The following is a 25,623-nucleotide window of genomic DNA, read 5'->3' as shown; positions in this document are numbered from 1 at the left end:
TTCCTTTATAGACCGAGAACAAATACAAAAAGAGACTCTATGACATTAATAATTGCTGAAGCAGGTGTTAACCATAATGGGAATGATAAGCTCGCCTTTGAATTAGTGGAAGCTGCTTATCAAGCAGGTGCTGACATTGTTAAGTTTCAAACCTTTAAAGCGAAGAACTTGGTCACAGAGTCGGCAAAGCAAGCTGACTATCAAGTAGCGAACACACAAAAGCAAGAATCTCAGTTGGCCATGTTAAGTCGCCTAGAATTATCGTATGAAGTACACCATCAACTGGTTGCCCACTGCAATAAACTTGGGATTGAATTCCTCTCTACTGCTTTTGATTCTGAAAGCTTAGATTTTTTGGTGAACGAACTCGGTCTTAAGCGATTAAAGATCCCCTCAGGTGAGATCACAAACGCGCCTCTTGTTTTAGAGCATGCACGTACTGGTTGTGATCTTATTGTTTCTACAGGTATGGCTACATTGGCAGAAGTTGAGTCAGTACTTGGGGTTATAGCATTCGGTTATCTTACTGACGATGACAAACAACCCAGTATTCTGGCTTTCCAACAAGCTTATGCCTCGAATGAAGGGCAGAGGTTGCTTAAAGAAAAAGTGACTATCTTACATTGTACAACTGAATATCCAGCGCCAATGGAAGAAATTAATCTGAAAGCAATGGACACACTAGGCCTAGCATTTGATTTAGCGTCAGGCTATTCAGATCACAGTGAGGGAATAACTATTCCAATCGCTGCTGTAGCGCGTGGGGCAGTATTAATCGAAAAACATTTTACCCTTGATAAAACCATGGAAGGGCCAGACCACAAAGCTTCTTTGGAACCAGATGAACTCAAAGCTATGATCGATGCTATTCGCCAGGTTGAAGTCGCGCTTGGGACTAATGTTAAGAGCCCCACTGTTTCTGAGGTTAAAAACAAGACCGTAGCTCGTAAAAGCTTAGTCGCAGCAAAACCAATCTCTGTTGGGGAAACCTTTAACATGGAAAATTTAGTGATAAAGCGCCCGGGCTCAGGTATGTCTCCTTATAAGTTGTGGGAGCTTTTGGGAAAAACAGCAAGTAAGCCATATCAAGCAGGGGATCTAATCGTTGAGTAACCTTGAACTTCCCATTGTAATGATTGGTGGCGGTGGGCATGCTAGCGTGTTAACCGATATTTTGTTGGAGAAAGGACGAGAGATTGTTGCAGTTATTAGCCCAGATGACATAACTCAACGTGATGTTTTTGTGGGACTTACTCAACTCTTAGAAGACGCTGATATAACGGAGTTCTCACCAAGTGATGTTCTGTTGGTAAATGGTATTGGCATGATGCCTAAGTCTTCATTGCGAGAGAAAGTTGGAATCTATTTTAGCCAATTGGGTTATCGATTTGAGACCGTTATTGCGCCAACAGCTCATGTATCAAGTTTTGTTTCTCTAGCTGAAGGCTCTCAAATTCTAACTCAAGCCGTAGTGCAGACTGGTGTTGAGATAGGAGCCCATAGCATCATTAATACAGCAGCTCTCGTTGAGCATGATTGTATTATTGGTCAGCACAATCATATTGCTCCTCGAGCAACACTTTGTGGACACGTTAAAACCCATGACAATGTATATGTTGGAGCCGGGTCGACAGTAATTCAGGGTATTGAGTTGGGTAAAGGCTGTATTGTAGGGGCGGGCAGCACCATTGTTAAAGACGTTGACTCGCACACAATTACTTTCGCTAAACTAAATCAGGAAACTAAGTGGGTTGGAAATGATTAATAGTTGGAAAAAAGCCATCTTGTCACCGTCAGCAACACTTAAAGATGCGTTACAAATTATAGATTCAGAAGCACTCCGTGGAGCATTGGTCGTTGATGGCTTGCACACCTTGTTAGGTGTAGTCACAGATGGGGATATTCGTCGAGGGCTGTTATCGGGCAAAGGCCTTAACACTCCTGTATCTGATGTAATGAACTCGTCACCAGTAACAGCAACATCACTAAATTCAAGAGATCACCTAATTGAGGAAATGAATAAGCTCGATATCTTGTTCATTCCTATCGTTGATGACGGGAAATTAGTTGGCCTCGAAACTCTTCACCGCGCTCTAGTAAACAAACCAAGTTATCAAAACCCAGTCTTTATTATGGCTGGAGGTTTTGGTACCCGTTTGAAGCCTCTGACAGATAGCTGCCCCAAACCGATGCTAAAGATCGGTGATAAACCAATTCTTGAAACGGTGATACGAAGCTTTACTAAAGCGGGTTTCGTTAACTTTTATATCTCTACGCATTATATGCCCGAACAAATTCAAAACCACTTTGGCGATGGTAGTGATTTAGGCATTAACATCACCTACGTCCATGAGAATGAACCGCTAGGAACAGGTGGCGCATTAGGCTTATTACCTGACGACCTACCTAAAGATTTACCTCTCATTATGATTAATGGAGATGTTCTAACAAAGGTAGATTTTCAACGCTTGTTAGAATTTCATATAGACAATAATGCTGATGCAACGATGTGTGTCCGTGAATACGACTATCAAATCCCTTACGGTGTGATAAATGGAGAAGGAAACAAAATAACGAGTATGGTCGAAAAACCAATACAACGTTTTTTCGTGAATGCTGGCATTTATGTAGTTTCACCTCAAGTCATTGATTCTGTGCCAAAAAATTACCATATAGATATGCCTACGTTGTTAGAGCAACATATGAATAAACGCAACAATGTATTGATGTTTCCAATCCACGAGTATTGGTTAGATATTGGCCGCATGGACGATTTCAATCGAGCGCAGGCTGATATCCATAGCTTAGAGATGTTCTAATGATTGACACTAAAAGAGTATTGGCGATTATACCTGCCCGCGGTGGCAGCAAACGACTACCAAGAAAGAACGTGCTGCCTTTAGCTGGAAAACCATTAATTGGGTGGTCAATTGATGCAGCCAAAAAGAGTAAGTATGTTGATCAAGTATTCGTTAGCACAGATGATCAGGAGATAGCGGATGCCTCCTCCCTATTTGGTGTCGATGTTCCAGAACTAAGACCAGACCACTTAGCATCGGATACAGCAACGACAGAGAGTGTTCTAACTTATACGTTAGAAAAATTTGGACGTGACGTAGATATAATTGTACTGCTTCAACCAACATCTCCATTGCGAACGGCTCAACATATCGATGAAGCATTGGATCTGTTCATTGAAAAACAGGCTTTCTCCGTTGTTTCCGTTACACCATGTGAACACCCACCGCTTTGGGCTAACACGCTTCCAGAAGATGGCACAATGGGAGACTTTATTCGCCCTGAAGCATTAAAGCGCTCTCAAGATTGCGGTGATTTTTACCGATTCAATGGGGCTATTTATATCTTCGATGCTCGAAAGCTTATGGAGTATGGTGAAATTAAATACACGGAAAAATCCTTTGCCTACGTGATGGAAAATCGAGTTTCTTTTGATATTGACCAACAATTAGATTTTGAACTTGCCGAGTTTTTTATGAACAAAAAGGGCTAAACAGCCCTCTTCACTTTATATTACTGCTTAAGCAACTTCTCAAAAAATTCCAAATGCTTCTTCACTGTCACTCGTGAACTAAAGCTTTCATCTAGGCGCTTCTTAGCTGCTTCACTCATTGTTGTGCACTTTGCCTTATCTTGTGCAAGCTTATCCATAGCCTCCCCTAACGCCTTGGCGTCACCAGTCGGGACAATATAACCAGTCTCGCCATCTACAACGAGTTCAGGAGCGCCACCGGTAGTTGTCACTACTGAGGTTGTGCCATTTGCCATCGCTTCGACAATCGTGCGTGGTAGTCCTTCTCCGCTAATCGATGGCTGAACTTGAAAGTCAGCCATACACATGATTGAAGGGATATCAGTACGATGACCAATGTAGTGAATGCGCTCACTCATAGGGCTCGCTTTCATCTCATCAAAATGAGGCTCGTAGCCGCTGCCCGCTAAGATCAAATGGAAGTTCGGTGCAGTAATGTATTTGGTCGCCTCAAGTAAGACAGAGATGCCCTTACTTGGCCTTACGTGCGCTGCAGTAATCGCGACGACATCATCTTCATTCAAACCAAACTCAGAACGCTCGGTTGGTGGTACTTTATACCAATCCAATTCATGCCCTTTGTAGATGGTAACAACGTTATCTTTGTTCTTCCAAACTCGTTTTACCACATCTTGTCGCACCGCTTCTGAAACACAGACAATGCCGTCTACACGAGGGTGAAGTTGAGTTAAATAAGCACTAGGGTCATGTCGATATAACCCGCCAGTAGTGCCTCGATAAACGACTAATTTAACGTTGAAACCAATACACGCAAACGCCGCATTAGGTATCGTCTTTGAGTTAAAAGCATAGCAGATGTCGTAATCATGCGTTTTCAGCTCGTGGCGAATCTTTTTAATGGTATCAAAACAAATTTTACGCTTTGGATAACCATCAACGACTCGAATGCCGCACTCTTCTAACTTTGAGACATGCTCAGACTCACCTTGGGTCATAATAGTGACTTGGTGACCTTGACGCGCAAGCTCAATAAAGATCGCGGCTTCAGGGCGTAAACTGTTCCATGCATGTAAGTAAGATGCACAAACTAAAATCTTCATCTCTCAGTTCCTATTTGGTTTGGTCTTTTGAGCTGGCTTCTGAACGATTTTCAAGAATCCACAAACCGACGTATTTATTGAAATTCACTTGAGCGTAGGTCATCGCCATAATGAAGCCGACACTACCATCCATAAAGCCGCGGCGAATAATATAAACAAGGAAGAATGTCCATGCCGCTCGTAACAAGGCCAAAAATAAGCCGTGTGATTTCTTGCCTTTACGATGGTACTTTTGCGAGCCGAGCCAGGCGTACTGCGCTGCTTTATCTAGGCCGTGGCCATAGTCACGATGGGTGTAATGAAGAAGAAACCCCTTCAATATCCCTGTAGAGCCTTGCTCCGGAACGACCGTCTCATGAACTTCATCAAGCGTATAACGAGAGCCTTCTCTCTGAAATAACCTCAATACCGCACGAGCACTGCGACCATACTTAAGTGTTGTGCCATAAAGGGTCACTCCCCAAGGAAGTTTATAAGCAGTATGTTTGATTTGATCTTGTTTTAATAATTCAACAAGAGCCTTACTCATCTCTTCATCTAACGCTTCATCAGCATCGATTGATAACACCCAATCACATGTAGCTTTATCTAAAGCTCGTTGCTTTTGTTTACCAAAGCCCGGCCAGTCTGTGATGGTCACGTTATCTGTGTATTTTTGGCATATCTCTACCGTTGCATCCGTTGAGCCGCTGTCTAAAACAATCAGCTCATCGGCAATGTCGACGACAGATTTAAGGCAAGTTTCAATTCGGTCTTCTTCATTCTTGGTAATAACAATGACAGACAGGGTATGTTTTCTCATTATTCAGCCCTAGAATTTCCAATAGTTTAATGATTTACGGATCTTAAAGTTACGAATCCAATTTTTTGGCTTGTTATCTTGCCAGCCGCTTTCTAGCACATCAGTAATAGCACTCAGAACTCTCACTGAGGATTGCCCATCTAGATATGGAGTAATTGACGGACCGTAATGAGCGATAGCGTTATCTCTAGCTTCATCAGCTAGCATCGCTTGCTTAATTGCTGACTCTAATTGCTCGGCTTGAGTAATATTAATAAAGCTTGCTTGAGGGTCTCGATTATTTACCGTGACAACAGGCTTATTGAGCAACAAGAATTCCTGAAATATCGATGAGTTATCACACACCATGACATCGGCGCGATGCTGCATTTCAATCACTCGATCATTATCGAAAAAGAGAAGGTTATCCCCTTCCAGTGCCTGATATTTGGCTCGTGTCTCTTGATTCATTTTAGGGTGAAGAGTCACCAACCATTGCCACTGGCTCAGTTGGCTTAGGCGTTTAAGCTCCTCATAAACAAACTCTGCACACGATAAGCTTGGCGAAAACGTCGAGGCAAACAGAATTTGAGGTCTCTCATGACGGTTCTCACTAGTTTGATAATTAAACAAGCTATCGAGCTTCAGCCACCCGGTCTCTTTTACTTGAAAATAGCCGCGTTGCTTGGCTAACGGCTCAAGCGAACTTGTTCTTTCATGGCCTTCAGTGCAATACAAATCAAATAGACCACGCTCAGGGTATAAGTTCCCTCGTTTGCTCTCGTTCAAGCCATGAAATACTTGCACCTTCAATCCTGGAATAAACGCAGGAACACGATCACCAGGAACTAGAACAGCAGAAGGATTAAAGGCAATAGCTTCTGTCAAAGAAACGCTCTGCTCTTGATCCAGTAAAAGATGTTCAGAAGCGTCTTCACCAACAAGCAACCACTTAACCTCATGGCCGAGTTGCTTCGCGTAATCATAGAATGGGCGAAGAATAGCAAATGAATAATTTTGCTCGACGTAGAGCAAGAAACGATAGGTTTGATCGGTTTGCATAAGCGATGAGATAAAATTCACCATGTCCGTTTGAAAGCGCAACTAAGCATTTAATTATAACGCTCTTTACTTTCGAGATTGAAGAAAATACTCTTCTGAATATTGATTTTACCTTCTGGTGTCACTGTTCTTATGCTTATACGACTTATCTATACTCTCATATTGTCATTAGCTTCTCCGCTACTGCTGTATGGGCTTTATAAGAGCAAACCCGGAAAGCCAAGTTTTGGTCAGCGTTGGAAAGAACATTTCGGGATCACACCGCAAACTCAAGGTAAGAATCCTATCTGGATTCACGCAGTATCGGTTGGTGAATCGATTGCCGCCGTACCGATCATCAAGCAACTGAAGCGACGCAATCCAAACCAAGCCATCATCGTTACCACGACAACCAGCACGGGTGCAGAGCAGATAGAAAAACTCGGTGATTTAGTCGAGCATCGCTACATGCCGATTGATTTTCCTTGGTGTGTTCGAGGTTTTTTGAAGACTGTTCAGCCTAAACAGATGTTAATCATGGAAACCGAGTTATGGCCAAACACGCTGCACTGCGTCGCGAAAGCTGGGGTTCCTATTTCAGTACTTAACGCTCGTCTATCCGAACGCTCGTGCCAACGCTACGCCAAATTCCAACCTGTGTTTAACCTTCTAGCAAAAAACCTATCTCAAGTACTTTGCCAATACCCAAGTGATGCTGAGCGTTTTATACGATTAGGGTTAGATAAAACATCTGTGCATGTGACTGGGTCGATCAAGTTTGATATTGAAGTCTCAGCTGAACAAGCATCAAAAGGCAAAGTGTTACGTGAACAAATTGGCTTTGAACGCAGTGTATGGATAGCTGCCAGCACTCATCAAGGCGAAGATGAAATTATCTTAGACGCTCATAAACAGCTCCTTAAAGACAATCCTAATACCTTGCTGATGATTGTGCCTCGTCACCCAGAGAGATTTAACCAAGTCTCTGAGCTAGCTCAAGAGCACGGCTTCAAGACTATCACTCGAACGAGTCAGCAACCAATCACCTCTGATGTTGAAGTGTATATTGCGGATACGATGGGAGAAATGTTGGTATTACTCGGCGGGTCTGATGTGTGCTTTATGGGAGGAAGCCTTGTGGGCGATAAGGTGGGTGGCCACAATCTTCTAGAGCCTGCGGCACTGCAGTTACCTTTACTCAATGGTCCGAGCTACTTTAACTTCAGCGAGATCACTGACAAACTGCTGGAAGCCAATGCCGTGGTTATTTGTCAAGATAGCAGTGACATTGCAAGCCAACTCAGAGAGCTGTTCACCCAAACTAAATTACGTAAAGATAAAGGCTTAGCGGCTTATCAAGTAGTTGAACAGAACCGAGGGGCGTTGAATAAAACCTTGGGACACATTATTAATTAGCTAACATTTTTGGCTGTTCGCCATTCTTAACGAATAACTATTAACCTTGGTAGCCTTGCAATAACAGTTCCCAATCCGAATCTTGCCATTGAATCTGGCGCTTGTTCACTTCTTTTAAAAACGAGCGCTTTAAGCGATTTAAGTTGCCTTCTTTCCAGTCATCACCCGCTTGCTGACCACACTTATCAAAGTCAATAATCCACACCCTTTGCGAGTCATCAAGTAAGATATTATGAATGTTGAGATCGGTATGATTAACCCCAGCATCATGCATCTTGCGTACCTCTTGGCCAATTCGACGATAAACATCCGCATCTATCGGACCATTGACCAATACATCAACCAGATCCTTGGCATTGGGAATTCGTTCAGACATTAAGTCCGCTCGATAAAGTAGTCCGCTTTTCGTCGCCCGAGCGGCAATAGGCTTGGGTACATTCACACCTGCATTAGCTAATACATTAAGAACATTAAGCTCCATCGCGCAGCGCGTACTTTCCCAATCAGAGAAACGATATTGGTCTTCGACTAGCTTCCCAAACAACCCGCCACGGCGATAATGGCGCAGTGCAGCCTGTATTCCATCAAGCTGAATGAACCATGTGGTACCGCGTCCTTGAGCACTGCCTGAAATGGCATCTTGTTGCTGCCAATATTCAGCCTCAAAGATCTGAGCGATATCGTCCTCTGGTACCTGAGCCAAAAGTTCAGGGTCGTACCAAATTGTTTGGTTCTTGGTGCTAATCGTTTCCATCTATGAGGCCTTTGGGTCGCTTTTCGTCATTGCTATTTTACAACTAATGCGAGTATCTGCATAATTCTGATATTATTCACTTTTTTCGGGCACTTTATGTCACTGTTCTCAACTGCACCTCAATCTCTTTGCATACTTCGCCTCTCCGCGATTGGTGATGTTTGTCATGCTATTTCTGTGGTTCAAGCCATCCAGAAGCAGTGGCCTGAAACGAAAATCACTTGGATCACAGGTAAAATAGAAGCCATGCTGATCGGCGATCTACCCGGCATTGAGGTTATTGTTTTCGATAAGAAACAAGGCTTCAAAGGAATGCGTGAATTATGGCACCAGCTATCTGATCGTAAATTTGATGCTCTTCTGCATATGCAAGCCGCACTCAGAGCCAGCGTACTATCATGGGGGATAAAGGCGAAGTGCAAAGTGGGATTTGGAAAAAACCGTACTCGTGAAATGCAATCACTCTTTACTAATCGCCATCTACCTATTTCAGACAAGTTTCATGTATTGGATAACTTTGCCGAATTTGCTCGCTACATTGGTGTACCCTTCGATAAGCCTCAATGGAATATCCCTTTAACACCTAAAGATGAACAATTAGCAATCAGCACCATGGCAGACAAACCGACCTTGGTTATCTCCCCTGCTGCTAGCAAAGATTCTCGCAACTGGCTAACAGAGCGGTACGCAGCTATTGCTGACTATGCTGTCGAACAAGGCATGCAAGTGGTGTTATGTGGTTCTCCGGCACCAAGAGAAGTTAACCTAGGTAACGACATCGAAAAATTATGCCAATCGCCAGTAACCAACTTGATTGGCAAAACGAACTTGAAGCAACTGACTGCCGTACTGAAACATGCAACGGTGGTATTGGCACCTGATACTGGTCCAGCCCACTTGGCAACGACACAGTCAACGCCTGTAATCGGCTTGTATGCACACAGCGATCCTCGTAGAACAGGACCTTACAATGACCTTGATATCGTGGTGAGCGTTTATCAACAGCATGTAGAAGCACAACAAGGTAAACCAGTCGCAGACCTTCCATGGGGAACCCGTGCTAAAGGCGATGATTTAATGAAAGACATCACGCTCGACATGGTAAAGCAGACACTCGACAAAGCCTTAACTTCCATAAAAACACCAAGCAAGGACAGCTAATATGACCACACACGTTATCTACCCTGGCACTTTTGATCCTGTAACCAATGGCCACCTTGATATTATTGTTCGTGCCGCGAGTATGTTTGACCATATCACCGTTGGGGTAGCAGCGAGCCCAAGTAAAAAAACCATGTTTGAATTAGATGAACGAGTAGAGTTGTTACGTGATGCGGTGTCTCACTTACCTAACGTTTCTGTTGAAGGATTTTCGGGGTTACTGGTCGATTTTGCTAAACAGCAGCAAGCAAATGTGTTGGTGCGTGGCCTAAGAACAACCATGGATTTTGAGTACGAGTTTGGACTCACCAGCATGTACAGAAAGCTACTTCCAGGACTTGAAAGTGTATTTTTAACGCCTTCAGAGGAGTATGCATTCCTCTCTTCGACAATAGTTCGAGAAGTGGCCATTCATGGTGGGGACATTAGTCAGTTTGTGCCACAAAAGGTGGCAGCCGAGATAAAGCTAAAAACAACCAAATAACGACCCCTTCTCCCAAAAAAATAGCGCTCATTGGCGCTATTTTTGTTAATGCATTAATGTTTAGATCGAGTAGTAGGTTAGATAAAGATCAGATTTGTATTCTCAATGCGATTAGGAAGTCACATTTCAAAGAGACCTATTTATACGAATTCAAGTTATTAGTACCGATAAATTAATACGCCCCACCCATGACCTCTCTGATATTGCATAGCCAACAACAAGGCATAATTCATGTTGCCTCAACATTCTTGAAGCCCGTCACAACCATAACTGCTAACCAAGTGAACAATCATTACAAAAAGCCAGGTGAGTGATAACATAGTTCACTATAAATAAACACATCAATATAGCTCTATGAAATCATACTGTATTACCTTAAAAGAGAACCATTGTAGGCAAAAATCAACAGCAGATGCCCTTAAGGATGTTCAGGTTGATTTTGAGTTTTTTATTGGAGTAGATGCGCGAACCGATGAGCATCCTCTACTAAAAAGAATTCATGATAGAGCTTTTTTACACAATATGGGTAGGCCGCATGCAATTGGAGAGATTGGATGTTATGCAAGCCACTACCTTATTTGGCAAAAATGTATAGAGCTCAATGAACCCATTTTAGTCTTCGAAGATCATGCCGATATTGATATCAACATATTTCGTAATACTCTGACTATCGCCGAGCAGCATATTGAGCAGTGTGGCTTTATTCGCTTACAAGACAGTAAGAACAAATTACATTACTCAGTTGATAGGCACGATATCCAACACCTTGTAAAGTATTTGAAAGTACCTCAAGGAACCGCCTGTTACGCTATATCTCCCAAAGCGGCACAAGCTTTCATCGAACAAAGTTCAACTTTCAATTATCCAGTCGATGTATTCTTACGGAATACTTGGGTTCATAAACATCCCATGTTTGGTGTTTCTTCTGCAGGATTACAACGTAGTAAACAGCCGTCAATTATTGGTTGTCGTAAACATAAAGGTAAAAAAGACTATTCGGTGGCCTTTATGAAATCTACTAACAAAATAAAAAACATGATGCTCAACCTAATAACTAATTTTTACCACCTCTCTATCTTAGATAAAAAGCACAGGCCAAAATTATATAGATAGCGAAGCTAAACATTAACGCTCTCCAAAATTAAAAATAGCGCTCATTGAGCGCTATTTTTGATAAAACCGTGACTTTTTTAAAGCGAGTAATAGGCTTTATACCAATCCGCGAAAGCTTTCGCTCCTTCTTGGATCTTAACTTGAGGCTTGTAGCCAACCGCTTCAAACAGATCTTCCGTATCCGCGTAAGTCGCGTACACATCACCTGGCTGCATTGGCATGAAGTTCTTTTTCGCTTCAACACCTAGAGCACCTTCTAATGCTTCTATGTAATCCATCAATTTAACGGGGCTACCATGGCCGATATTAAATACGCGATACGGAGCAGAACTGGTTGCTGGTGAGCCTTGCTCAACGGTCCAATCTAGTTGCTTGGCTGGAATACGATCTTGTACACGAATAATACCTTCAACAATATCATCGATATAAGTGAAGTCGCGCATCATATCGCCATTGTTATAGATATCGATCTCTTTACCCGCCACGATTAGATTCGCAAACTTGAACATCGCCATATCAGGGCGGCTCCAAGGGCCGTAAACGGTAAAGAAACGTAGGCCGGTTGTCGGTACGTCGTATAAATGAGAATAGGTATGCGCCATTAGCTCATTCGACTTTTTAGTCGCGGCGTACAGTGAGATCGGGTGATCAACACTGTCTGCCGTATGGAATGGCATTTTTTGATTCAAGCCATAAACGGAGCTCGATGAAGCATAAACGAGGTGTTCAACCTTGTTGTGACGACAACCTTCCAAAATAGCTAAATGACCGACAAGGTTGCTATCAGCATACGCCATTGGATTATCAATTGAGTAACGAACACCAGCTTGCGCTGCTAAATGAATCACACGGTCAAACTTTTGCTCAGCAAACAGCTTCGCCATGCCTTCCCTATCAGCAAGATCAAGCTCGATAAAGGTCAGGCTTTCATGCTCAATGCGCTTTAGGCGATCATGTTTTAAAGAGACTTCGTAGTAGTCATTTAAGTTATCAATACCGATAACTTCATGTCCTGCCGCACATAGTCGCTCTGAAACTGCAGAGCCAATAAAGCCAGCAACGCCAGTTACTAAATATTTCATTCTACTATTCTCAATTCGTATAATTATTGCAATTGTAGCTACTAGACCGCATATCTACTAGCTTAAAAAAGTGAACATAGGTTCAGTTTTTCTATACCTGACATTGAGAGCAAAAAAACGTATTCCTCTGTCCGATTTTTTGCTCTTCAAGTTTCTCACCACAACTCGGGCACTCTGCACCCGCTTTTCCATAAACTTGCAGCTCTTGAGCAAAATACCCCGGCTTGCCATCCGCTTGTGCGAAATCTTTGAGTGTAGTACCGCCTTGTTTGATGGCGGTAGCGAGTACTTGTTTGATCTCTTTGGTTAACAAGGCCCATTCTTCTTTTGTCACTTTGCTTGCTGGCCGCAAAGGATGGATTCGTGAAGAAAACAGCGCTTCATTGGCGTAGATATTTCCCACGCCGACCACCACTTTGTTGTCCATAATGAACTGTTTGACGGCAACTTTACGCTTTTCTGCTTTTTCAGCAATGTAATCTGCGTTGAAGTCGTCAGTTAGTGGCTCAGGACCAGAACCCAGTAATACTGTATGTATTTCATCAGGCGCCGACCATAACCACGCACCAAAGCGACGCGGATCGTTGTAACGCAATATCTTGCCATTGGTTAACTTAAGATCCACGTGATCGTGCTTGGCCGCTGGAAAATCGGCATCTAACACGCGCAGTGAGCCAGACATCCCAAGGTGAACAATGGCTGTTCCGGTATCAGTTTCTATCAATAGGTACTTAGCTCGGCGTGAAATAGAGCGAATCACCTGCCCTTCTAATCGCTTAAGTTCTTGAGGGATATCCCAACGCAATTTAGGTGTACGAAAAGTCAGAGTTTTAATTTTCTCACCGACTAAATGAGGCGAGATCCCCATTCGGCTTACTTCAACTTCGGGTAATTCAGGCATAGTTAGTCGTCCGATTTAGGTGATTTTTCTGATATAGATAGCTTGTCTGACTTAAATGACTGGTCTGATTTAAAGGACTGGTCTGAGCCAAAACTTGGAAACAAGTAGCTCTCTTCAATAGACACCGCCAACCACTGATCATTCCAGTTTTTTAGCAGCCAGAACTGAGGCAGTTGATAATAGGTAATACGTTGTGGTTCTTCTTGATCTTGATACCACACCTCGATGGTGTGCGGGGTATTCAGTTGTGGTGAGAGGTCGGTATAGGTTTGAGAATCGACTTCGGTACCCACAAGCTCTTTCCATCGCTGCGACAACTCTTGTGCACTGGTAGTTTGAGGAAGTGTTGTCTCTTTAAATTGATAAACCCAATGATCGTCTTCTAGCACAACTGACCAATTAGCAAAGTGCAAAGCTTGAAGCTCAGCTGCTGGATTTAAAAGAGAAGGATAAGGGCTGCTGACCGTAACTTCAGGTTCGGGCTCGATCAAATAAGCTTTGATCAATGTTGGAAGGTTTAACACCCCAATAAAAGCAATCACACTGAACATGAGTATGTTGTTCCATCGGCGTCCACGATATCTCATCTGATTCTGCTCATCTAACCTATTGAGTGTTCAGTATATCGTGAAAAAGGCGATACTTTCTATGTTGCGCTATTTTCTATCACATAAGCCCATCGGCAAGTGTAACGTCTGTGCGGTAGGTGCCAAATTGAGCCAATGAAACTTACGTCTATCAAAAACACTTAGTCTTCTCGAAAAAGCTTAAGCTTCTCAAAAAACCTTAGACCTCTCAAAACAATGGGGCTTCCCAAATTTTGGGCATAAAAAAACCCAGCTATAAGCTGGGTTTTTAATTTATTCTTCTATAAAAGAAGAGACAAAGGGGCTATCAATTACTTGATTTTAGCTTCTTTGTACATAACGTGCTGGCGAACTACTGGATCAAACTTTTTGATCTCAAATTTGCCTGGCATGTTACGCTTGTTCTTGTCAGTTGTGTAGAAGTGACCAGTTCCAGCAGAAGATACTAGACGGATTTTCTCACGAATGCCTTTAGCCATTGCTTAATTCCTCTTAAACGTTTTCGCCACGTGCACGGATATCAACAAGAACAGCATCGATGCCTTTCTTATCAATAATACGCATGCCTTTAGCAGTTAGACGTAGTTTAACAAAACGTTTTTCGCTCTCTACCCAGAAACGGTGAGTTTGTAGGTTCGGCAGAAAACGACGCTTGGTAGCATTGCGTGCGTGTGAACGGTTATTACCCGTTACTGGACGCTTACCAGTTACTTGACATACTCGGGACATGAATGTCTCTCCAAATCGTTTCAGCTCGATATCAACCTTGGTGGCCGAACCTCTCTATCAATTCTGAAAATAGAGGTAAAAACCATAATGGAAAATCCATTCAAGGCTATCAAAGGTCGCGTATTATACTAACTTGACATGCATTGCTCAAGACCCGAACAGATCCTTTTTAAGGATTTCGTGATCTTTTTTTGAACAGGGCAGCTATTTGAGTAATCAGAGCTGATTTAAGGTTCTAAAATGTGGGCGGAATGATAGCAGATTTAACGCAACTAACAACCTAAAATGTGATTCAAATCCATCCGCGTTCTGCAAAAGAGATAACTTCGCCATCTCCAACCACAAAATGGTCGAGAATTCGGATGTCCACCAGCGCCAATGCGTCGGTTAATCTGCGTGTAATTCGCCTATCTGCTTGGCTTGGCTCCGCGACACCAGAAGGATGGTTGTGCGCTAGGATTAATGCAGCTGCATTATGATGAAGTGCCCGTTTCACTACTTCTCTAGGGTAAACTGATGCGGCATCGATGGTTCCTTCAAACATCACTTCATCCTTTATTACCCTGTTTTGATTATCTAGGAACAAGATATAGAAGGCTTCTCGCTGGCGATCGCGCAATATACTCGAAAGATACAACTTGGTATGGCTTGGGCTAGTGAGTGCATCCCCTCGAGATAAAGTCTCTGCCAAATAACGTTGCGTCATCTCTAAAACAGCCTGCAACTGGACATATTTCGCCTGCCCCATCCCTTTATGAGCACAAAACTCAGTCTCGGTTGCAGAAAAAAGTTGGCGCAGTGAACCAAAATCTTTGATCAACTTGTCAGAAAGCTCTAAAACATTCATTCCTTGTGTACCCGTTCGAAGAAATATCGCTAACAACTCCGCATCACTTAAAGAATCTGGCCCTCGACTCAGTAACTTTTCTCTTGGCATCGACTCAACAGGCATCTTACTTATAGGCATATAAAGGCTATTTAGGGTCATGAATACGATCCATCAGCTTAATGAGCTTGCAACCAGAGATCCTTTGATAAAGAGAAAAGGAAACGAGTCGCTAGCAAAACCGTGTAATTGATAAGTTTGATAACACCAATTTGATGAGCATCAAATCTGTTCGAATTCTGCTTCTAGGCACTAATCCTTTGTTCTGATATCGTAAGTCCCAGAGAAATTAAGGAACAGAATCATGCAAACATTGGTTAATCAACTGGATAACGCTGACCTACAAGGCCTAGCTGGAAAAAAAATCCTACTTGGCATTAGTGGTGGTATCGCTGCGTATAAATGTGCCGAACTGACTCGACGCTTAATTGAACGTGGGGCGCAAGTACAAGTCGTGATGACGAATGCAGCCAAGGAGTTCATCACTCCTCTCACCATGCAAGCCGTCTCTGGAAGGCCAGTATCTGATAGTTTGCTTGATCCTGCTGCTGAGGCTTCCATGGGGCATATCGAGCTCGCAAAATGGGCTGACTTGGTATTACTAGCGCCAGCAACCGCAGATCTTATTGCTCGCATGACGGCAGGTATGGGCAACGACCTGCTGACCACACTGCTTTTAGCAACCGATGCGCCAGTTGCGGTATCTCCGGCAATGAACCAACAGATGTACAGCCACCCGGCGACTCAAGAGAACATCGCGACGCTAAAACGTCGTGGCTGTGAAATCTGGGGCCCTGCCGCAGGCGAACAAGCGTGTGGTGATGTCGGCATGGGTCGTATGCTAGAACCAATGCAGCTCGTGCACCGTTGTGAAGACTTCTTCCAACCTAAGCCGCTTGCTGGCCGTTCGGTGTTAATTACGGCGGGTCCAACTCGTGAAGCCATCGACCCGGTGCGTTACATTACCAACCATAGCTCAGGCAAGATGGGCTATGCACTGGCTGAAGCGGCCGCTAAACAAGGTGCAACAGTGACTCTAATCAGTGGCCCTGTTTCACTTGCGACGCCAAACAAGGTCAATCGCATTGATATCGACAGCGCACAACAGATGTTTGATGCCGTTACTGCCAACGCAGCTCAACACGATATTTTCATCAGCTGCGCCGCGGTGGCCGATTACCGCCCTGAGACCATTGCAGACCAAAAGCTTAAAAAGGTCGATGGTAAAGACGACATGACCATTCAAATGGTTAAGAACCCAGACATTGTCGCTTCTGTAGCCTCAATGTCCGAAGGTCGCCCATTTACTGTTGGCTTCGCTGCAGAAACTCAAGATGTTGAGAAGTACGCGCGCGGCAAACTGGAAAGAAAGAACCTCGATATGATTTGTGCTAATGATGTCTCTGTCGAAGGGCAAGGCTTCAATAGCAGCAGTAATGAATTGCACCTTTATTGGAAAGACGGTGATAAATCTCTGCCACTGGATAGCAAAGACACACTTGGTTTCCAGATCCTCGATCAGATCCAACAGCTTATTGGTGCATAAACGCACAAATTTGCTCTGACAATCTGCTGACACCTCTCGATTCTGTTGACCTAGGGCTCACAAAACTAGGAAACAGAATTGAATGGTGTTTATAATCCTGCTTCACTCAATCCTCATCTTTAGGAAAGGAAGTAAATAGATGGCTGGTACTCGAAAATCAAACCGTCGTGAAGAAATCCTACAAGCTCTCGCACAAATGTTGGAATCGACCGAAGGTGCTTCTCGTATCACAACGGTAAAATTGGCCAAGCAAGTCGGCGTATCTGAAGCTGCGCTCTACCGCCACTTCCCAAGCAAAGCTCGCATGTTTGAAGGCCTGATCGAGTTCATTGAAGAAGCGTTGATGTCTCGAATCAACCGTATTCTAGATGAAGAGAAAGATACACTTGAGCGTATTCGCTTAGTCATGCAGCTTATCTTGGTCTTTTCTGAGCGCAACCCGGGGTTGACTCGTATTTTGTCGGGCCATGCCCTAATGTTTGAGAATGAACGCCTGCGTGAACGCATCAATCAGCTTTTTGAGCGTATTGAGACTCAACTTCGCCAGATCTTGCGTGAAAGGAAGCTTCGTGAAGGGAAATCGTTCCCTGTTGATGAGAAGATCTTAGCAGCTCAACTGCTCGGTCAGGTTGAAGGCAGCTTGAATCGATTTGTACGTTCTGACTTCAAATATCAACCAACAGAAAACTTTGATGCTTATTGGGCACTGCTGAGCGCTCAGATTAAGTAGCAATCAAATTAAGTAGCAATCAAATCTTAAGTGATGGTTATGACGACGAAAACTTCTCCGACAAACAGTACGGCACAACACGTTATTACTAAGCCACCTTTTACTCTGGCACTACTCCACCCTAAATACTGGGGAGTGTGGTTCGGTTTTGGGCTATTGGCGCTTATCGTTAATGTTCTCCCTTACCGTATATTATTACTGCTAGGTCGTTCATTGGGCTCTCTTGGGGCTCGCTATGGTAAAAAGCGCGTAGCGGTCGCAACACGTAACTTGGAACTCGCCTTCCCAGACAAGCCTGCTGATGAAGTCGCTGCCATGGTCAGTGAGAACTTTAAGAATACTGGTATGGCACTGATCGAAACCGGCATTACCTGGTTCTGGCCAACGTGGCGTTTCAAAAGAATCCTTGTGGATAAAGATACCCAAACGCTGCGTACACACAAAGCCAACGGTAAAGGTGTTTTGTTGTGCTGTGTACATGCCTTGAACCTAGAGATCACTGCGAGAGCAATGGCCGTTCTTGGTATTTCTGGTTTAGGTGTTTATCGCCCGCACAACAACCCAGCTTACGAATTCATTCAATACCGTGGTCGTACTCAGAACGGCAACCGTCTTATCCACCGTAAAGACGTGAAGCGTATGATTCGAATCCTGCGTCAGGGTGAGATCCTTTTCTATCTGCCGGATCATGACTATGGCCGTAACAAGTCTGTGTTTGTGCCTTTCTTCGCAGTAGAAGATGCGTGTACCACAACAGGCACCAGTATTCTGGCTTACACTAGCCGATGTGCACTTGTTCCGGGGTCTGGTTTTAGAAATGCCGATGGTAAGTATGAAATCATGGCGGATGAGTCAATCGAAGATGACTATCCACGCAAAGATGAAAAAGCCGCGGCCGCTTATCTAAACCGCTATCTTGAGAAAATTATCTTACGAGCTCCAGAGCAATGGATGTGGCTGCACAAACGTTTCAAAACCATGGAAGATCCAGAAATTGAGCGCGGTATTCGTTATAAATAGATAAGAAAGCAGCTCATCTCAATAGAAAAGTAAAAAGGCCCGAAAGAGTTATCTCTCTCGGGCCTTTTTACTTTTTCGATTCTTAACCTAGAGCGCTAAACCATCAGGTTCAACTTCTTCAGTTTACGAATTAGATACCATATTGAGCGCGGTACGCTTTTACAGATTCAAGATGTGCTGCGTCGGTGCCTTTCTCTTCAAGGAAAGTCACCAAATCAGTCAGACTAACGATTGAGATAATTGCACAACCGAAGTCACGCTCTACTTCTTGAATCGCAGACAATTCGCCTTTGCCTTTCTCTTGACGGTCGATAGCAACAAGCACACCCGCTAAGTCAGCACCGTTTGCTTGGATGATTTCCATCGACTCACGGATCGCAGTACCAGCAGTGATCACGTCATCCACTAGCATGATGCGACCTTCAAGTTCGCTACCCACTAGGTTGCCACCTTCACCGTGGTTCTTCGCTTCTTTACGGTTGAAGCAGTAAGGCGTGTCCACATCGTGGTGATCAGCGAGTGCAACCGCTGTTGTCGTTGCAATTGGGATACCTTTGTACGCAGGGCCAAATAGTACGTCGAACTCAATGCCTGAATCTGCCAATGCTGCTGCGTAGAAGCGACCTAAGCGTGCTAGGTCACGACCTGTATTAAACAATCCAGCATTGAAGAAGTAAGGGCTCTTACGGCCAGACTTTAAAGTAAACTCACCAAACTTAAGTACTTCTTTCTCTAGTGCAAATTCAATAAATTCACGTTGATATGCTTTCATGTTTTTCCTCTACGTTTATCCAATAAAACTTAATTAACTTAAACTCTTCTTAGTATCTTCTAAGTAGTCGTGTTTTCCGCTAGGCAACAAGCTTGCGAAACCCGTGAGCTTACGAGTAGTAAGTCATTCGGGTGAGTAAGCGCAGTTAACAACGCGGAGGGCGCGAATACGAAGAAGATAAAAAAATAGCCCCCAATGTGGGAGCTATCTAGAAACTAGTCGGCCAACGCAGCTTTCTGCGCTTCGACGATATCGGTAATGCCCTTATTCGCCAGGGCTAAAAGCTGCATCAGCTCTTCGTGGCTGAACGGTTCGCCTTCTGCGGTGCCTTGAATCTCAATCATCTTACCGTCTTCCGTCATTACAACGTTCATGTCGGTATCAGCGGCTGAGTCTTCAACGTACTCAAGGTCACACAGTGCTTGTGCACCAACGATGCCCACTGAAACTGCCGCTACGTGGCCTTTCATTGGGTTCTTTTTCAGTTTGCCGCTTGCTAGTAGGCTGTTGATAGCATCAGCCATTGCAACGCTTGCACCTGAGATAGAAGCAGTACGAGTACCGCCGTCTGCTTGGATAACATCACAATCGACAGTGATCATGATTTCACCCATTACTTTCAGGTCAACAACAGCACGTAGGCTACGCGCGATCAGACGTTGGATTTCCATCGTACGACCACCTTGCTTGCCGCTCGCCGCTTCACGACGGTTACGAGTGTGCGTTGCACGTGGCAGCATGCCGTATTCAGCCGTTACCCAACCCTTTCCTTGGCCTTTTAACCAACGCGGTACGTTTTCTTCTACCGTCGCATTACATAGAACTTTAGTGTTGCCGAACTCAACTAATACAGAACCTTCAGCATAAGCCGTGTAGTTACGAGTAATTTTAATTGGACGAATTTGATCTACAGCGCGGTCATTTGGACGCATTGGTATCTACCTTATTAACAGTCTGAAGTGATTTACTATCGAAAGAGTGCATCACCTAAGAAAGGGGTGAGACAGTTTTGATTGGGGCAAGATTATATAGCAGTTTATCTTTCAAATCTATTTACCATTCAAAGCGGCTTACGACTTAAAGCGACTTACGACTCAAAGATACCTACCGTGAAAGGCTATTTATCGCGGAAAAGCGACAGGCTTCGGGTGCACCCCGTATCGTGATACTATGCGTGCGCGTTATTTTCAGAATGATAAAAGACAGGAAAATTCGATGATTTATAGTATGACCGCGTACGCACGCAAAGAAGTAAAAGGCGATTGGGGTACAGCAGTATGGGAAATCCGTAGTGTAAACCAACGCTACCTTAAAACTTACTTCCGTATGCCTGAACAGTTCCGTGGTTTAGAGCCGATCTTGCGTGAGCGTTTCCGTAAGCGTCTAGCTCGCGGCAAGGTTGAATGTAACCTACGTTTTGAAGCAAACCCTGCTGCAAAGGGCGAGCTAAGCATTAACGAAGGTTTGGCTCAGCAAGTAATCAATGCGGCGAACCAAGTAATGACGATGACTGGCGAAGACAGCCGTTTGAACCCATTCCAAGTCATGAATTGGCCTGGTGTGATGGAAACGCCAGAGCAAGACATGGATGCCATCAACAAAGACCTGCTAGAAGCATTCAACGATGCCATCGCAGAATTCATTGACGCTCGTGCTCGCGAAGGCGAAAACATGAAAGCGCTAATCGTTCAGCGCCTAGATGCAATCACTGAAGAAGTCGTGAAAGTTCGTGCACGCATGCCTGAGATCCTAGAATGGCAACGTGAGCGCCTTCTTACCAAATTTGAAGATGCTAAAATTGAACTTGAAGGTTCTCGTGTTGAGCAAGAACTTATCCTACTTGCGCAGAAGTCAGACGTAGCAGAAGAGCTAGACCGTCTAGACTCTCACGTGAAAGAAGCAAATGTCGTCTTGAAGAAGGGTGGCGCTTGTGGCCGTAAGCTTGACTTCATGATGCAAGAGTTTAACCGTGAATCAAACACGCTAGCGTCTAAGTCTATCAGCACAGACATCACAGCATCAGGCGTAGAGCTTAAGGTTCTTATCGAACAGATGCGTGAGCAGATCCAGAACATTGAATAACAGTTTGTCAGTAACACGCTGTGAATAGCCATTAGCTGAATCAGCGTTGATTAACTAACAGTGTTGATTAGATCAAGATAAGCTCCTAGTTTTAGGGGCTTTTTTTATGGATACAATAATGACAATCAGGATGAGTAAGTTGAGCAGGTTGTTACACAGGAGATTTGTTTGGAGCAAGAGATAGATACAGCTATAGATAGAACAGAGAAGCGGATGTAGCAAAGGATTTTAGAATATTTTGAGGGGGGTATTACAGGTGGAACTAGAGGGGAAAGATTTAAGAGAGAAAGTGACGCAAGTTGCTAATGCAACTTGCGCCGACTTAAAATCTTATAGAGCTACAACGTTTGCAGCTTGAAGACCTTTTTGGCCTTGCTCTACTTCGAAAGACACTTGTTGGCCTTCTTTAAGAGTCTTGAAACCTTCAGAAGCGATAGCACGGAAGTGAACGAATACGTCAGCGCCGCCGTTGTCTTGAGTTAGGAAACCGAAACCTTTCTCTTCGTTAAACCATTTTACTACGCCGTTTGTTTTGTTAGACATGATGTGTCCCTTATATAAAAATAAAAAATTAATCGCCAAAAGTGCGATGCGCTGAAAGCTTGAATTATTTAATGTATCTATGAAGCCAAGGGAAACACTGAGAATAACAATGAAGCAATACTAAGGGTTTTACTTTACAACTGATGTTTCATTTAATAACTCTGAAAACAGAGCGAGGCCATTCTTGGTGATCTGGGTCGGGTTGTAAAGCTTTATTTGAAAATAATTGATGTTTTTTTGTTCGGTTGGCTTAAATTACAGCCCTACTACGCCATTAAGCTCATTTATAACGCTTTGATCTTAAGAAATTTACTCATAGTACGACTCTCTAAGCACTCCCCCTCAGGTAAGTCCGTATTCCTAGTATGCATAGAAAAGCTCAACCCCATCCCAGGTTTGAACCAGTAATTAAGACGACCTTATTTTCTGGTTGTTGAGCTTTATTTGTCATAATTATGTCTTTTTGATGATTAGCACTGATGATCGGGTAAGTCTTGGGTTTTATAGAGATCGGCAATGTCGTGATTCTTATCTCTATGTTTAGCTTCATCTTCCCTTATGCAGAAAAGCACATCCAAAAACGTAGCATTCTCGGGTAAGTGATAATATTTAATCGCAATTTCAGGAGCGGGATGATTGGGCAACGTGCCATCTTGAATTTTCGAGATATATTCGGAGTAACTATTACAAGCTTCCTCTTCAAAATACCCAACGATCCTATGCGCGGTTTTAGATGAGACTAAGTAGATCACGCCATAGATGAGTAGAAAGATGAACTGTAATAGCATCACTAAAATGCGTTCTATAATGGACGGGTTGGTAACGGTGAGGAAAATCATCAAATGCATCCGTTCATTATCCGCTTCGTCCAGTAGCTCTTTGATCCAACCACCATCGTCTTTCATGCGGCGCAGAGCTTTGAGGTGGTCGAACACTCCCGCCACCATGCCCGGCACCGCCGCTATGGTTTCCAACAACATGGCTCGTTTGGCTAAGTGTTTTCCATAAAACAAGTTAAGTGTCTTTTTGAGAAGTCGAGTAACAAGAAGTGCAACCTTTTCGGAGAAGATTTCAGGTTTATAATGAGTGCTTTCAAAATGCATAGCGTGTTCCTTATATGAGTCTAATACTTACTAATCAACATTCATGCCAAGACACAAAGCCTTATACAGCAAGGAAAAAACAACAATTAGAGTCATATTGACAAATAAAATAACGTAATAAAAGAGACACCCTTGTGTCTTTTGGACACATTAAGAGCAATAAAAAAACCCAGCAACATGGCTGGGCTCTTATTAGCTTATAACCTGATTGATTTACTCATCCGGTTGCTTGGTTCTTAGATCGACATATGGCCAATAATGGTGCCCAACACGAATCAAGAGTGTTGCTGCGGCCAAGATAAATGCCGCTAAAGATAACCAAACGATCAATACCGCATCGAGTTCTTTCATACCCAAAGTGATGTAACGAGCAATTGCCATCATCGCGATGTAGATGGGGTATCGCACTGGGATCTTACCGTTCATCACAAACTGCTGAACCATTGCCAACACTTCTAAATAGATAAACATCAGCAGAATGTCGGTCAATTGCACTCGGCGTTCAGCGAAGACATGCATGAACTCTTCGACCATCGCAAACAAGGTCGCCAATGTGATCGCCACCAGCAATACCGCTTCCATAATGTGGAATACTTTTAAAAACGGCTTACTAAAAGATTTAGGTAAGTTAGAAGGCATAGTCACTCTTCAAAAAATAATTAATCCAGTCTCTACAATAGCATGCATCAATATAAGTCGCGTACTGTCAAAGCATCGACTTGGGGATAACACCATCAATTCATCGGTAACCAACAATAAAAAGCAAAGGTAAGAAACAACAGATACAAAAATGGCCCCGCATTTACTGCAGAGCCATCTGTTTGTCTTTTACTTAACGACTGCTACTTAACAAACGTTATTTCGCCATTAGGCTTATAGCAGTATTAGGTAAGTTAAGAACACCACACACAGGCCGTAGATAAGCGGGTGTACTTCTTTGCGCTTACCTGCCACAACCATTGTGAATGCGTAGCTGATGAAGCCCATCGCCATACCGTTTGCTGGAGAGAAGCTTAGAACGGTGAACATGATGGTAAAGAAGGCTGCAATGCGTGACTCTTTCTTTTCCCAGTTAATCTGACCAAGACGACCCACCATGTAGATGCCTACCACTACCATCGCAGGCGCGACCATTGCCGCTGAGAAGATAGAGAAGATCGGGTATAGGAATAACGAGATTAGGAATAGGCCAGCCACCATGACTGCCGCTAAACCTGTTTTCGCACCTTGAGAAGAAGCAATACCCGATTCAGAGAACGCAGTGATCGATGTGGTACCAAGAATCGAACCAATCACCGTACCGCCCGCATCTGCCACTAGCGCCGATTTCGCGTTTGGCACCTTACCGTCTTTGTCGATGATACCTGCATCGCGGCCAACACCCACAATCGTGCTCAAGCCATCAAAGAAATCGACAATCAGGAAGATAAGTACGATGAACAACAAATCGAACATTTTCTCAGGCGTAAAAGCTGAGAAATCAAAGATAGCGCCAAAGCTGCCCGCCATGCTTGGTGGCATAGAAAAAAATTGGTCTGGGATTGGTGCGTTTGATGTGCCCATGAATACATCAGCAAGAATGGTCAGCGCGATAGCAGAAACGAACGAGATGAAGGTTGCTAGTTTAATGTCACGAACCATACAACCCAATGCGATGAAGATACTCACGTAAGCGATGATCACTTTCGGATCTGAGATGTCACCTAAGCCAACCAGTACAAACGGGTTAGAAACAATGATGCCTGCATTCTTAAGGCCTAAGAAAGCAATGAATAAGCCGAGAGATACGGTAATCGCTAGCTTCAAATCTTCAGGAATTGATTCAATCATCGACTTACGGATATTGGTCAACGAGAAAGCGAGATAAAGGATACCGGATAGGAAGATACCAAATAGCGCTTCATTCCAAAGTACTGCAACTGAACCACTTAACAATAGGCCTTTGAAGAATCCGTTCATACTCATGCCCGGAGCCAGCATGACTGGGTAGTTACCCCAAATACCCATGATAAGCGTTGCGATAGCAGCAGAAAGAGCCGTAGCCGTAAAGACAGCCCCTTTGTCCATCCCCGGGATGCCCCCCAGAATTGCTGGGTTAACCGCCAAGATATAACTCATCGCTAGGAAGGTAATAAAACCTGCGTACAGCTCAGTGCTGATCGTGGTCTTTCTCTCTGAGAGTTTGAACAGGGTGTCAAGCGAGCCAGACGTTTTCTGGGCTTTCAGGGTGGAGTCGGTATTCACAACAAAACCTATGTAATAAATTAAGAAATTTGAGATT

The 25,623-nt window shown here is 43.7% G+C and carries 28 protein-coding genes; 12 read left to right on the top strand and 16 right to left on the bottom strand.

The genetic code is table 11. The features are described from left to right. Positions 1-39 precede the first annotated feature (39 nt). The 4 genes from neuB to OCU90_RS00725 are packed head-to-tail and all read left to right on the top strand — an operon-like array spanning position 40 to position 3,511. On the top strand, positions 40-1,113 hold the full coding sequence (gene neuB, locus OCU90_RS00740) for an N-acetylneuraminate synthase (RefSeq protein WP_061023720.1): 1,074 nt from the start codon (positions 40-42) through the stop codon (positions 1,111-1,113). Then, complete coding sequence (locus OCU90_RS00735) at positions 1,106-1,765, top strand: acetyltransferase (RefSeq protein ID WP_061023719.1); 660 nt, start codon at positions 1,106-1,108, stop codon at positions 1,763-1,765. The genes neuB and OCU90_RS00735 overlap by 8 nt, the downstream gene beginning before the upstream one ends. Beyond that, positions 1,758-2,819: a nucleotidyltransferase family protein gene (locus tag OCU90_RS00730; RefSeq protein ID WP_061023717.1), complete on the top strand. Its 1,062-nt coding sequence runs from the start codon at positions 1,758-1,760 to the stop codon at positions 2,817-2,819. Before OCU90_RS00735 ends, OCU90_RS00730 begins: the two co-directional genes overlap by 8 nt. Beyond that, the gene (locus tag OCU90_RS00725) at positions 2,819-3,511 is read left to right on the top strand and encodes an acylneuraminate cytidylyltransferase family protein (protein WP_016791483.1); all 693 of its coding nucleotides are present in this window, start codon (positions 2,819-2,821) and stop codon (positions 3,509-3,511) included. The genes OCU90_RS00730 and OCU90_RS00725 overlap by 1 nt, the downstream gene beginning before the upstream one ends. 20 nt (positions 3,512-3,531) lie before the next feature. On the opposite strand, the gene OCU90_RS00720 is transcribed toward OCU90_RS00725, so the two are convergent. Genes OCU90_RS00720 through OCU90_RS00710 form a run of 3 tightly spaced genes read right to left on the bottom strand, consistent with a single transcriptional unit; the run spans position 3,532 to position 6,454 of the window. Further along, positions 3,532-4,611, bottom strand: a complete 1,080-nt coding sequence (locus OCU90_RS00720; RefSeq protein WP_061023715.1) for a glycosyltransferase family 4 protein — start codon at positions 4,609-4,611, stop codon at positions 3,532-3,534. 10 nt (positions 4,612-4,621) lie between these two features. Continuing rightward, positions 4,622-5,413, bottom strand: a complete 792-nt coding sequence (locus OCU90_RS00715) for a glycosyltransferase family 2 protein (protein WP_061023714.1) — start codon at positions 5,411-5,413, stop codon at positions 4,622-4,624. Between the two features lie 9 nt (positions 5,414-5,422). Further along, positions 5,423-6,454: a UDP-N-acetylglucosamine 2-epimerase gene (locus OCU90_RS00710; protein WP_061023712.1), complete on the bottom strand. Its 1,032-nt coding sequence runs from the start codon at positions 6,452-6,454 to the stop codon at positions 5,423-5,425. Positions 6,455-6,586: 132 nt separating this feature from the next. On the opposite strand from OCU90_RS00710, the gene waaA reads away from it, so the two are divergent. After that, on the top strand, positions 6,587-7,849 hold the full coding sequence (gene waaA / locus OCU90_RS00705; RefSeq protein WP_061023708.1) for a lipid IV(A) 3-deoxy-D-manno-octulosonic acid transferase: 1,263 nt from the start codon (positions 6,587-6,589) through the stop codon (positions 7,847-7,849). A gap of 40 nt (positions 7,850-7,889) precedes the next feature. Here waaA and OCU90_RS00700 read toward each other — a convergent pair whose 3' ends face one another. Then, positions 7,890-8,603, bottom strand: a complete 714-nt coding sequence (locus OCU90_RS00700) for a 3-deoxy-D-manno-octulosonic acid kinase (protein ID WP_061023705.1) — start codon at positions 8,601-8,603, stop codon at positions 7,890-7,892. Positions 8,604-8,699: 96 nt separating this feature from the next. On the opposite strand from OCU90_RS00700, the gene OCU90_RS00695 reads away from it, so the two are divergent. The 3 genes from OCU90_RS00695 (at position 8,700) to OCU90_RS00685 (ending at position 11,361) form a co-directional block, all read left to right on the top strand. Then, positions 8,700-9,764, top strand: a complete 1,065-nt coding sequence (locus OCU90_RS00695; protein WP_061023704.1) for a glycosyltransferase family 9 protein — start codon at positions 8,700-8,702, stop codon at positions 9,762-9,764. Between the two features lies 1 nt (position 9,765). Next, positions 9,766-10,248: a pantetheine-phosphate adenylyltransferase gene (gene coaD / locus OCU90_RS00690; protein WP_017081671.1), complete on the top strand. Its 483-nt coding sequence runs from the start codon at positions 9,766-9,768 to the stop codon at positions 10,246-10,248. 354 nt (positions 10,249-10,602) lie between these two features. After that, positions 10,603-11,361, top strand: coding sequence for a glycosyltransferase family 25 protein (locus OCU90_RS00685; protein WP_061023701.1), 759 nt, complete (start codon positions 10,603-10,605; stop codon positions 11,359-11,361). A 77-nt stretch (positions 11,362-11,438) separates the two neighbouring features. Here OCU90_RS00685 and OCU90_RS00680 read toward each other — a convergent pair whose 3' ends face one another. From OCU90_RS00680 to radC, 6 genes are all read right to left on the bottom strand, one after another. Then, positions 11,439-12,443: an NAD-dependent epimerase gene (locus tag OCU90_RS00680; RefSeq protein WP_017081673.1), complete on the bottom strand. Its 1,005-nt coding sequence runs from the start codon at positions 12,441-12,443 to the stop codon at positions 11,439-11,441. Between the two features lie 91 nt (positions 12,444-12,534). Continuing rightward, positions 12,535-13,344: a bifunctional DNA-formamidopyrimidine glycosylase/DNA-(apurinic or apyrimidinic site) lyase gene (mutM, locus tag OCU90_RS00675; RefSeq protein WP_054542805.1), complete on the bottom strand. Its 810-nt coding sequence runs from the start codon at positions 13,342-13,344 to the stop codon at positions 12,535-12,537. A gap of 2 nt (positions 13,345-13,346) precedes the next feature. After that, complete coding sequence (locus OCU90_RS00670) at positions 13,347-13,895, bottom strand: hypothetical protein (RefSeq protein ID WP_054542806.1); 549 nt, start codon at positions 13,893-13,895, stop codon at positions 13,347-13,349. A gap of 347 nt (positions 13,896-14,242) precedes the next feature. Next, a complete protein-coding gene (gene rpmG / locus OCU90_RS00665; protein WP_002535344.1) occupies positions 14,243-14,410 on the bottom strand; it encodes a 50S ribosomal protein L33 in 168 nt (55 codons plus the stop codon). A 13-nt stretch (positions 14,411-14,423) separates the two neighbouring features. Then, positions 14,424-14,660, bottom strand: a complete 237-nt coding sequence (gene rpmB, locus OCU90_RS00660; RefSeq protein ID WP_004728407.1) for a 50S ribosomal protein L28 — start codon at positions 14,658-14,660, stop codon at positions 14,424-14,426. A 292-nt stretch (positions 14,661-14,952) separates the two neighbouring features. After that, positions 14,953-15,627 (bottom strand): RadC family protein, encoded by a 675-nt coding sequence (gene radC, locus OCU90_RS00655; protein WP_026012282.1) that lies wholly within the window; start codon positions 15,625-15,627, stop codon positions 14,953-14,955. A gap of 223 nt (positions 15,628-15,850) precedes the next feature. On the opposite strand from radC, the gene coaBC reads away from it, so the two are divergent. From coaBC to lpxL, 3 genes are all read left to right on the top strand, one after another. After that, entirely contained in the window at positions 15,851-17,092 is a 1,242-nt protein-coding gene (gene coaBC, locus OCU90_RS00650) for a bifunctional phosphopantothenoylcysteine decarboxylase/phosphopantothenate--cysteine ligase CoaBC (RefSeq protein WP_061023700.1), read from the top strand. Positions 17,093-17,231: 139 nt separating this feature from the next. Next, entirely contained in the window at positions 17,232-17,822 is a 591-nt protein-coding gene (gene slmA, locus OCU90_RS00645) for a nucleoid occlusion factor SlmA (protein WP_016768952.1), read from the top strand. Between the two features lie 39 nt (positions 17,823-17,861). After that, positions 17,862-18,842 carry an LpxL/LpxP family Kdo(2)-lipid IV(A) lauroyl/palmitoleoyl acyltransferase gene (lpxL, locus tag OCU90_RS00640; RefSeq protein WP_029405243.1) on the top strand — a complete coding sequence of 327 codons (981 nt, stop codon included), beginning with the start codon at positions 17,862-17,864 and terminating at the stop codon, positions 18,840-18,842. A gap of 130 nt (positions 18,843-18,972) precedes the next feature. Here the strand turns inward: lpxL and pyrE are convergent, their stop codons facing one another. Further along, positions 18,973-19,614, bottom strand: a complete 642-nt coding sequence (gene pyrE, locus OCU90_RS00635) for an orotate phosphoribosyltransferase (protein WP_004735727.1) — start codon at positions 19,612-19,614, stop codon at positions 18,973-18,975. A 215-nt stretch (positions 19,615-19,829) separates the two neighbouring features. After that, complete coding sequence (gene rph, locus OCU90_RS00630) at positions 19,830-20,546, bottom strand: ribonuclease PH (RefSeq protein ID WP_004735726.1); 717 nt, start codon at positions 20,544-20,546, stop codon at positions 19,830-19,832. A gap of 283 nt (positions 20,547-20,829) precedes the next feature. Between rph and OCU90_RS00625 the strand changes: the two genes are divergently transcribed. Next, on the top strand, positions 20,830-21,696 hold the full coding sequence (locus tag OCU90_RS00625; protein WP_061023698.1) for a YicC/YloC family endoribonuclease: 867 nt from the start codon (positions 20,830-20,832) through the stop codon (positions 21,694-21,696). Between the two features lie 330 nt (positions 21,697-22,026). Here OCU90_RS00625 and cspE read toward each other — a convergent pair whose 3' ends face one another. From cspE to OCU90_RS00605, 4 genes are all read right to left on the bottom strand, one after another. Continuing rightward, on the bottom strand, positions 22,027-22,239 hold the full coding sequence (cspE, locus tag OCU90_RS00620; protein WP_004735656.1) for a transcription antiterminator/RNA stability regulator CspE: 213 nt from the start codon (positions 22,237-22,239) through the stop codon (positions 22,027-22,029). A 470-nt stretch (positions 22,240-22,709) separates the two neighbouring features. Further along, positions 22,710-23,342 (bottom strand): alternative oxidase, encoded by a 633-nt coding sequence (locus OCU90_RS00615; protein WP_061023696.1) that lies wholly within the window; start codon positions 23,340-23,342, stop codon positions 22,710-22,712. Between the two features lie 213 nt (positions 23,343-23,555). Next, on the bottom strand, positions 23,556-23,981 hold the full coding sequence (locus tag OCU90_RS00610) for a phosphate-starvation-inducible protein PsiE (RefSeq protein WP_017079068.1): 426 nt from the start codon (positions 23,979-23,981) through the stop codon (positions 23,556-23,558). A gap of 234 nt (positions 23,982-24,215) precedes the next feature. Further along, positions 24,216-25,586 (bottom strand): NCS2 family permease, encoded by a 1,371-nt coding sequence (locus OCU90_RS00605; RefSeq protein WP_017086947.1) that lies wholly within the window; start codon positions 25,584-25,586, stop codon positions 24,216-24,218. Positions 25,587-25,623 lie beyond the last annotated feature (37 nt).

It is taken from the genome of Vibrio splendidus, from assembly GCF_024347615.1.
Classification (GTDB): Bacteria; Pseudomonadota; Gammaproteobacteria; order Enterobacterales; family Vibrionaceae; genus Vibrio; species Vibrio splendidus.
This window is presented reverse-complemented; position numbering and strand designations above follow the sequence as displayed.

Coding starts and splice junctions, on each gene's coding strand:
- neuB (WP_061023720.1), top strand. CDS start 40: ATGACATTAATAATTGCTGAAGCAGGTGTTAACCATAATGGGAATGAT.
- OCU90_RS00730 (WP_061023717.1), top strand. CDS start 1,758: ATGATTAATAGTTGGAAAAAAGCCATCTTGTCACCGTCAGCAACACTT.
- OCU90_RS00725 (WP_016791483.1), top strand. CDS start 2,819: ATGATTGACACTAAAAGAGTATTGGCGATTATACCTGCCCGCGGTGGC.
- OCU90_RS00720 (WP_061023715.1), bottom strand. CDS start 4,611: ATGAAGATTTTAGTTTGTGCATCTTACTTACATGCATGGAACAGTTTA.
- OCU90_RS00715 (WP_061023714.1), bottom strand. CDS start 5,413: ATGAGAAAACATACCCTGTCTGTCATTGTTATTACCAAGAATGAAGAA.
- OCU90_RS00710 (WP_061023712.1), bottom strand. CDS start 6,454: ATGCAAACCGATCAAACCTATCGTTTCTTGCTCTACGTCGAGCAAAAT.
- waaA (WP_061023708.1), top strand. CDS start 6,587: ATGCTTATACGACTTATCTATACTCTCATATTGTCATTAGCTTCTCCG.
- OCU90_RS00700 (WP_061023705.1), bottom strand. CDS start 8,603: ATGGAAACGATTAGCACCAAGAACCAAACAATTTGGTACGACCCTGAA.
- OCU90_RS00695 (WP_061023704.1), top strand. CDS start 8,700: ATGTCACTGTTCTCAACTGCACCTCAATCTCTTTGCATACTTCGCCTC.
- coaD (WP_017081671.1), top strand. CDS start 9,766: ATGACCACACACGTTATCTACCCTGGCACTTTTGATCCTGTAACCAAT.
- OCU90_RS00685 (WP_061023701.1), top strand. CDS start 10,603: ATGAAATCATACTGTATTACCTTAAAAGAGAACCATTGTAGGCAAAAA.
- OCU90_RS00680 (WP_017081673.1), bottom strand. CDS start 12,443: ATGAAATATTTAGTAACTGGCGTTGCTGGCTTTATTGGCTCTGCAGTT.
- mutM (WP_054542805.1), bottom strand. CDS start 13,344: ATGCCTGAATTACCCGAAGTTGAAGTAAGCCGAATGGGGATCTCGCCT.
- OCU90_RS00670 (WP_054542806.1), bottom strand. CDS start 13,895: ATGTTCAGTGTGATTGCTTTTATTGGGGTGTTAAACCTTCCAACATTG.
- rpmG (WP_002535344.1), bottom strand. CDS start 14,410: ATGGCTAAAGGCATTCGTGAGAAAATCCGTCTAGTATCTTCTGCTGGA.
- rpmB (WP_004728407.1), bottom strand. CDS start 14,660: ATGTCCCGAGTATGTCAAGTAACTGGTAAGCGTCCAGTAACGGGTAAT.
- radC (WP_026012282.1), bottom strand. CDS start 15,627: ATGCCTATAAGTAAGATGCCTGTTGAGTCGATGCCAAGAGAAAAGTTA.
- coaBC (WP_061023700.1), top strand. CDS start 15,851: ATGCAAACATTGGTTAATCAACTGGATAACGCTGACCTACAAGGCCTA.
- slmA (WP_016768952.1), top strand. CDS start 17,232: ATGGCTGGTACTCGAAAATCAAACCGTCGTGAAGAAATCCTACAAGCT.
- lpxL (WP_029405243.1), top strand. CDS start 17,862: ATGACGACGAAAACTTCTCCGACAAACAGTACGGCACAACACGTTATT.
- pyrE (WP_004735727.1), bottom strand. CDS start 19,614: ATGAAAGCATATCAACGTGAATTTATTGAATTTGCACTAGAGAAAGAA.
- rph (WP_004735726.1), bottom strand. CDS start 20,546: ATGCGTCCAAATGACCGCGCTGTAGATCAAATTCGTCCAATTAAAATT.
- OCU90_RS00625 (WP_061023698.1), top strand. CDS start 20,830: ATGATTTATAGTATGACCGCGTACGCACGCAAAGAAGTAAAAGGCGAT.
- cspE (WP_004735656.1), bottom strand. CDS start 22,239: ATGTCTAACAAAACAAACGGCGTAGTAAAATGGTTTAACGAAGAGAAA.
- OCU90_RS00615 (WP_061023696.1), bottom strand. CDS start 23,342: ATGCATTTTGAAAGCACTCATTATAAACCTGAAATCTTCTCCGAAAAG.
- OCU90_RS00610 (WP_017079068.1), bottom strand. CDS start 23,981: ATGCCTTCTAACTTACCTAAATCTTTTAGTAAGCCGTTTTTAAAAGTA.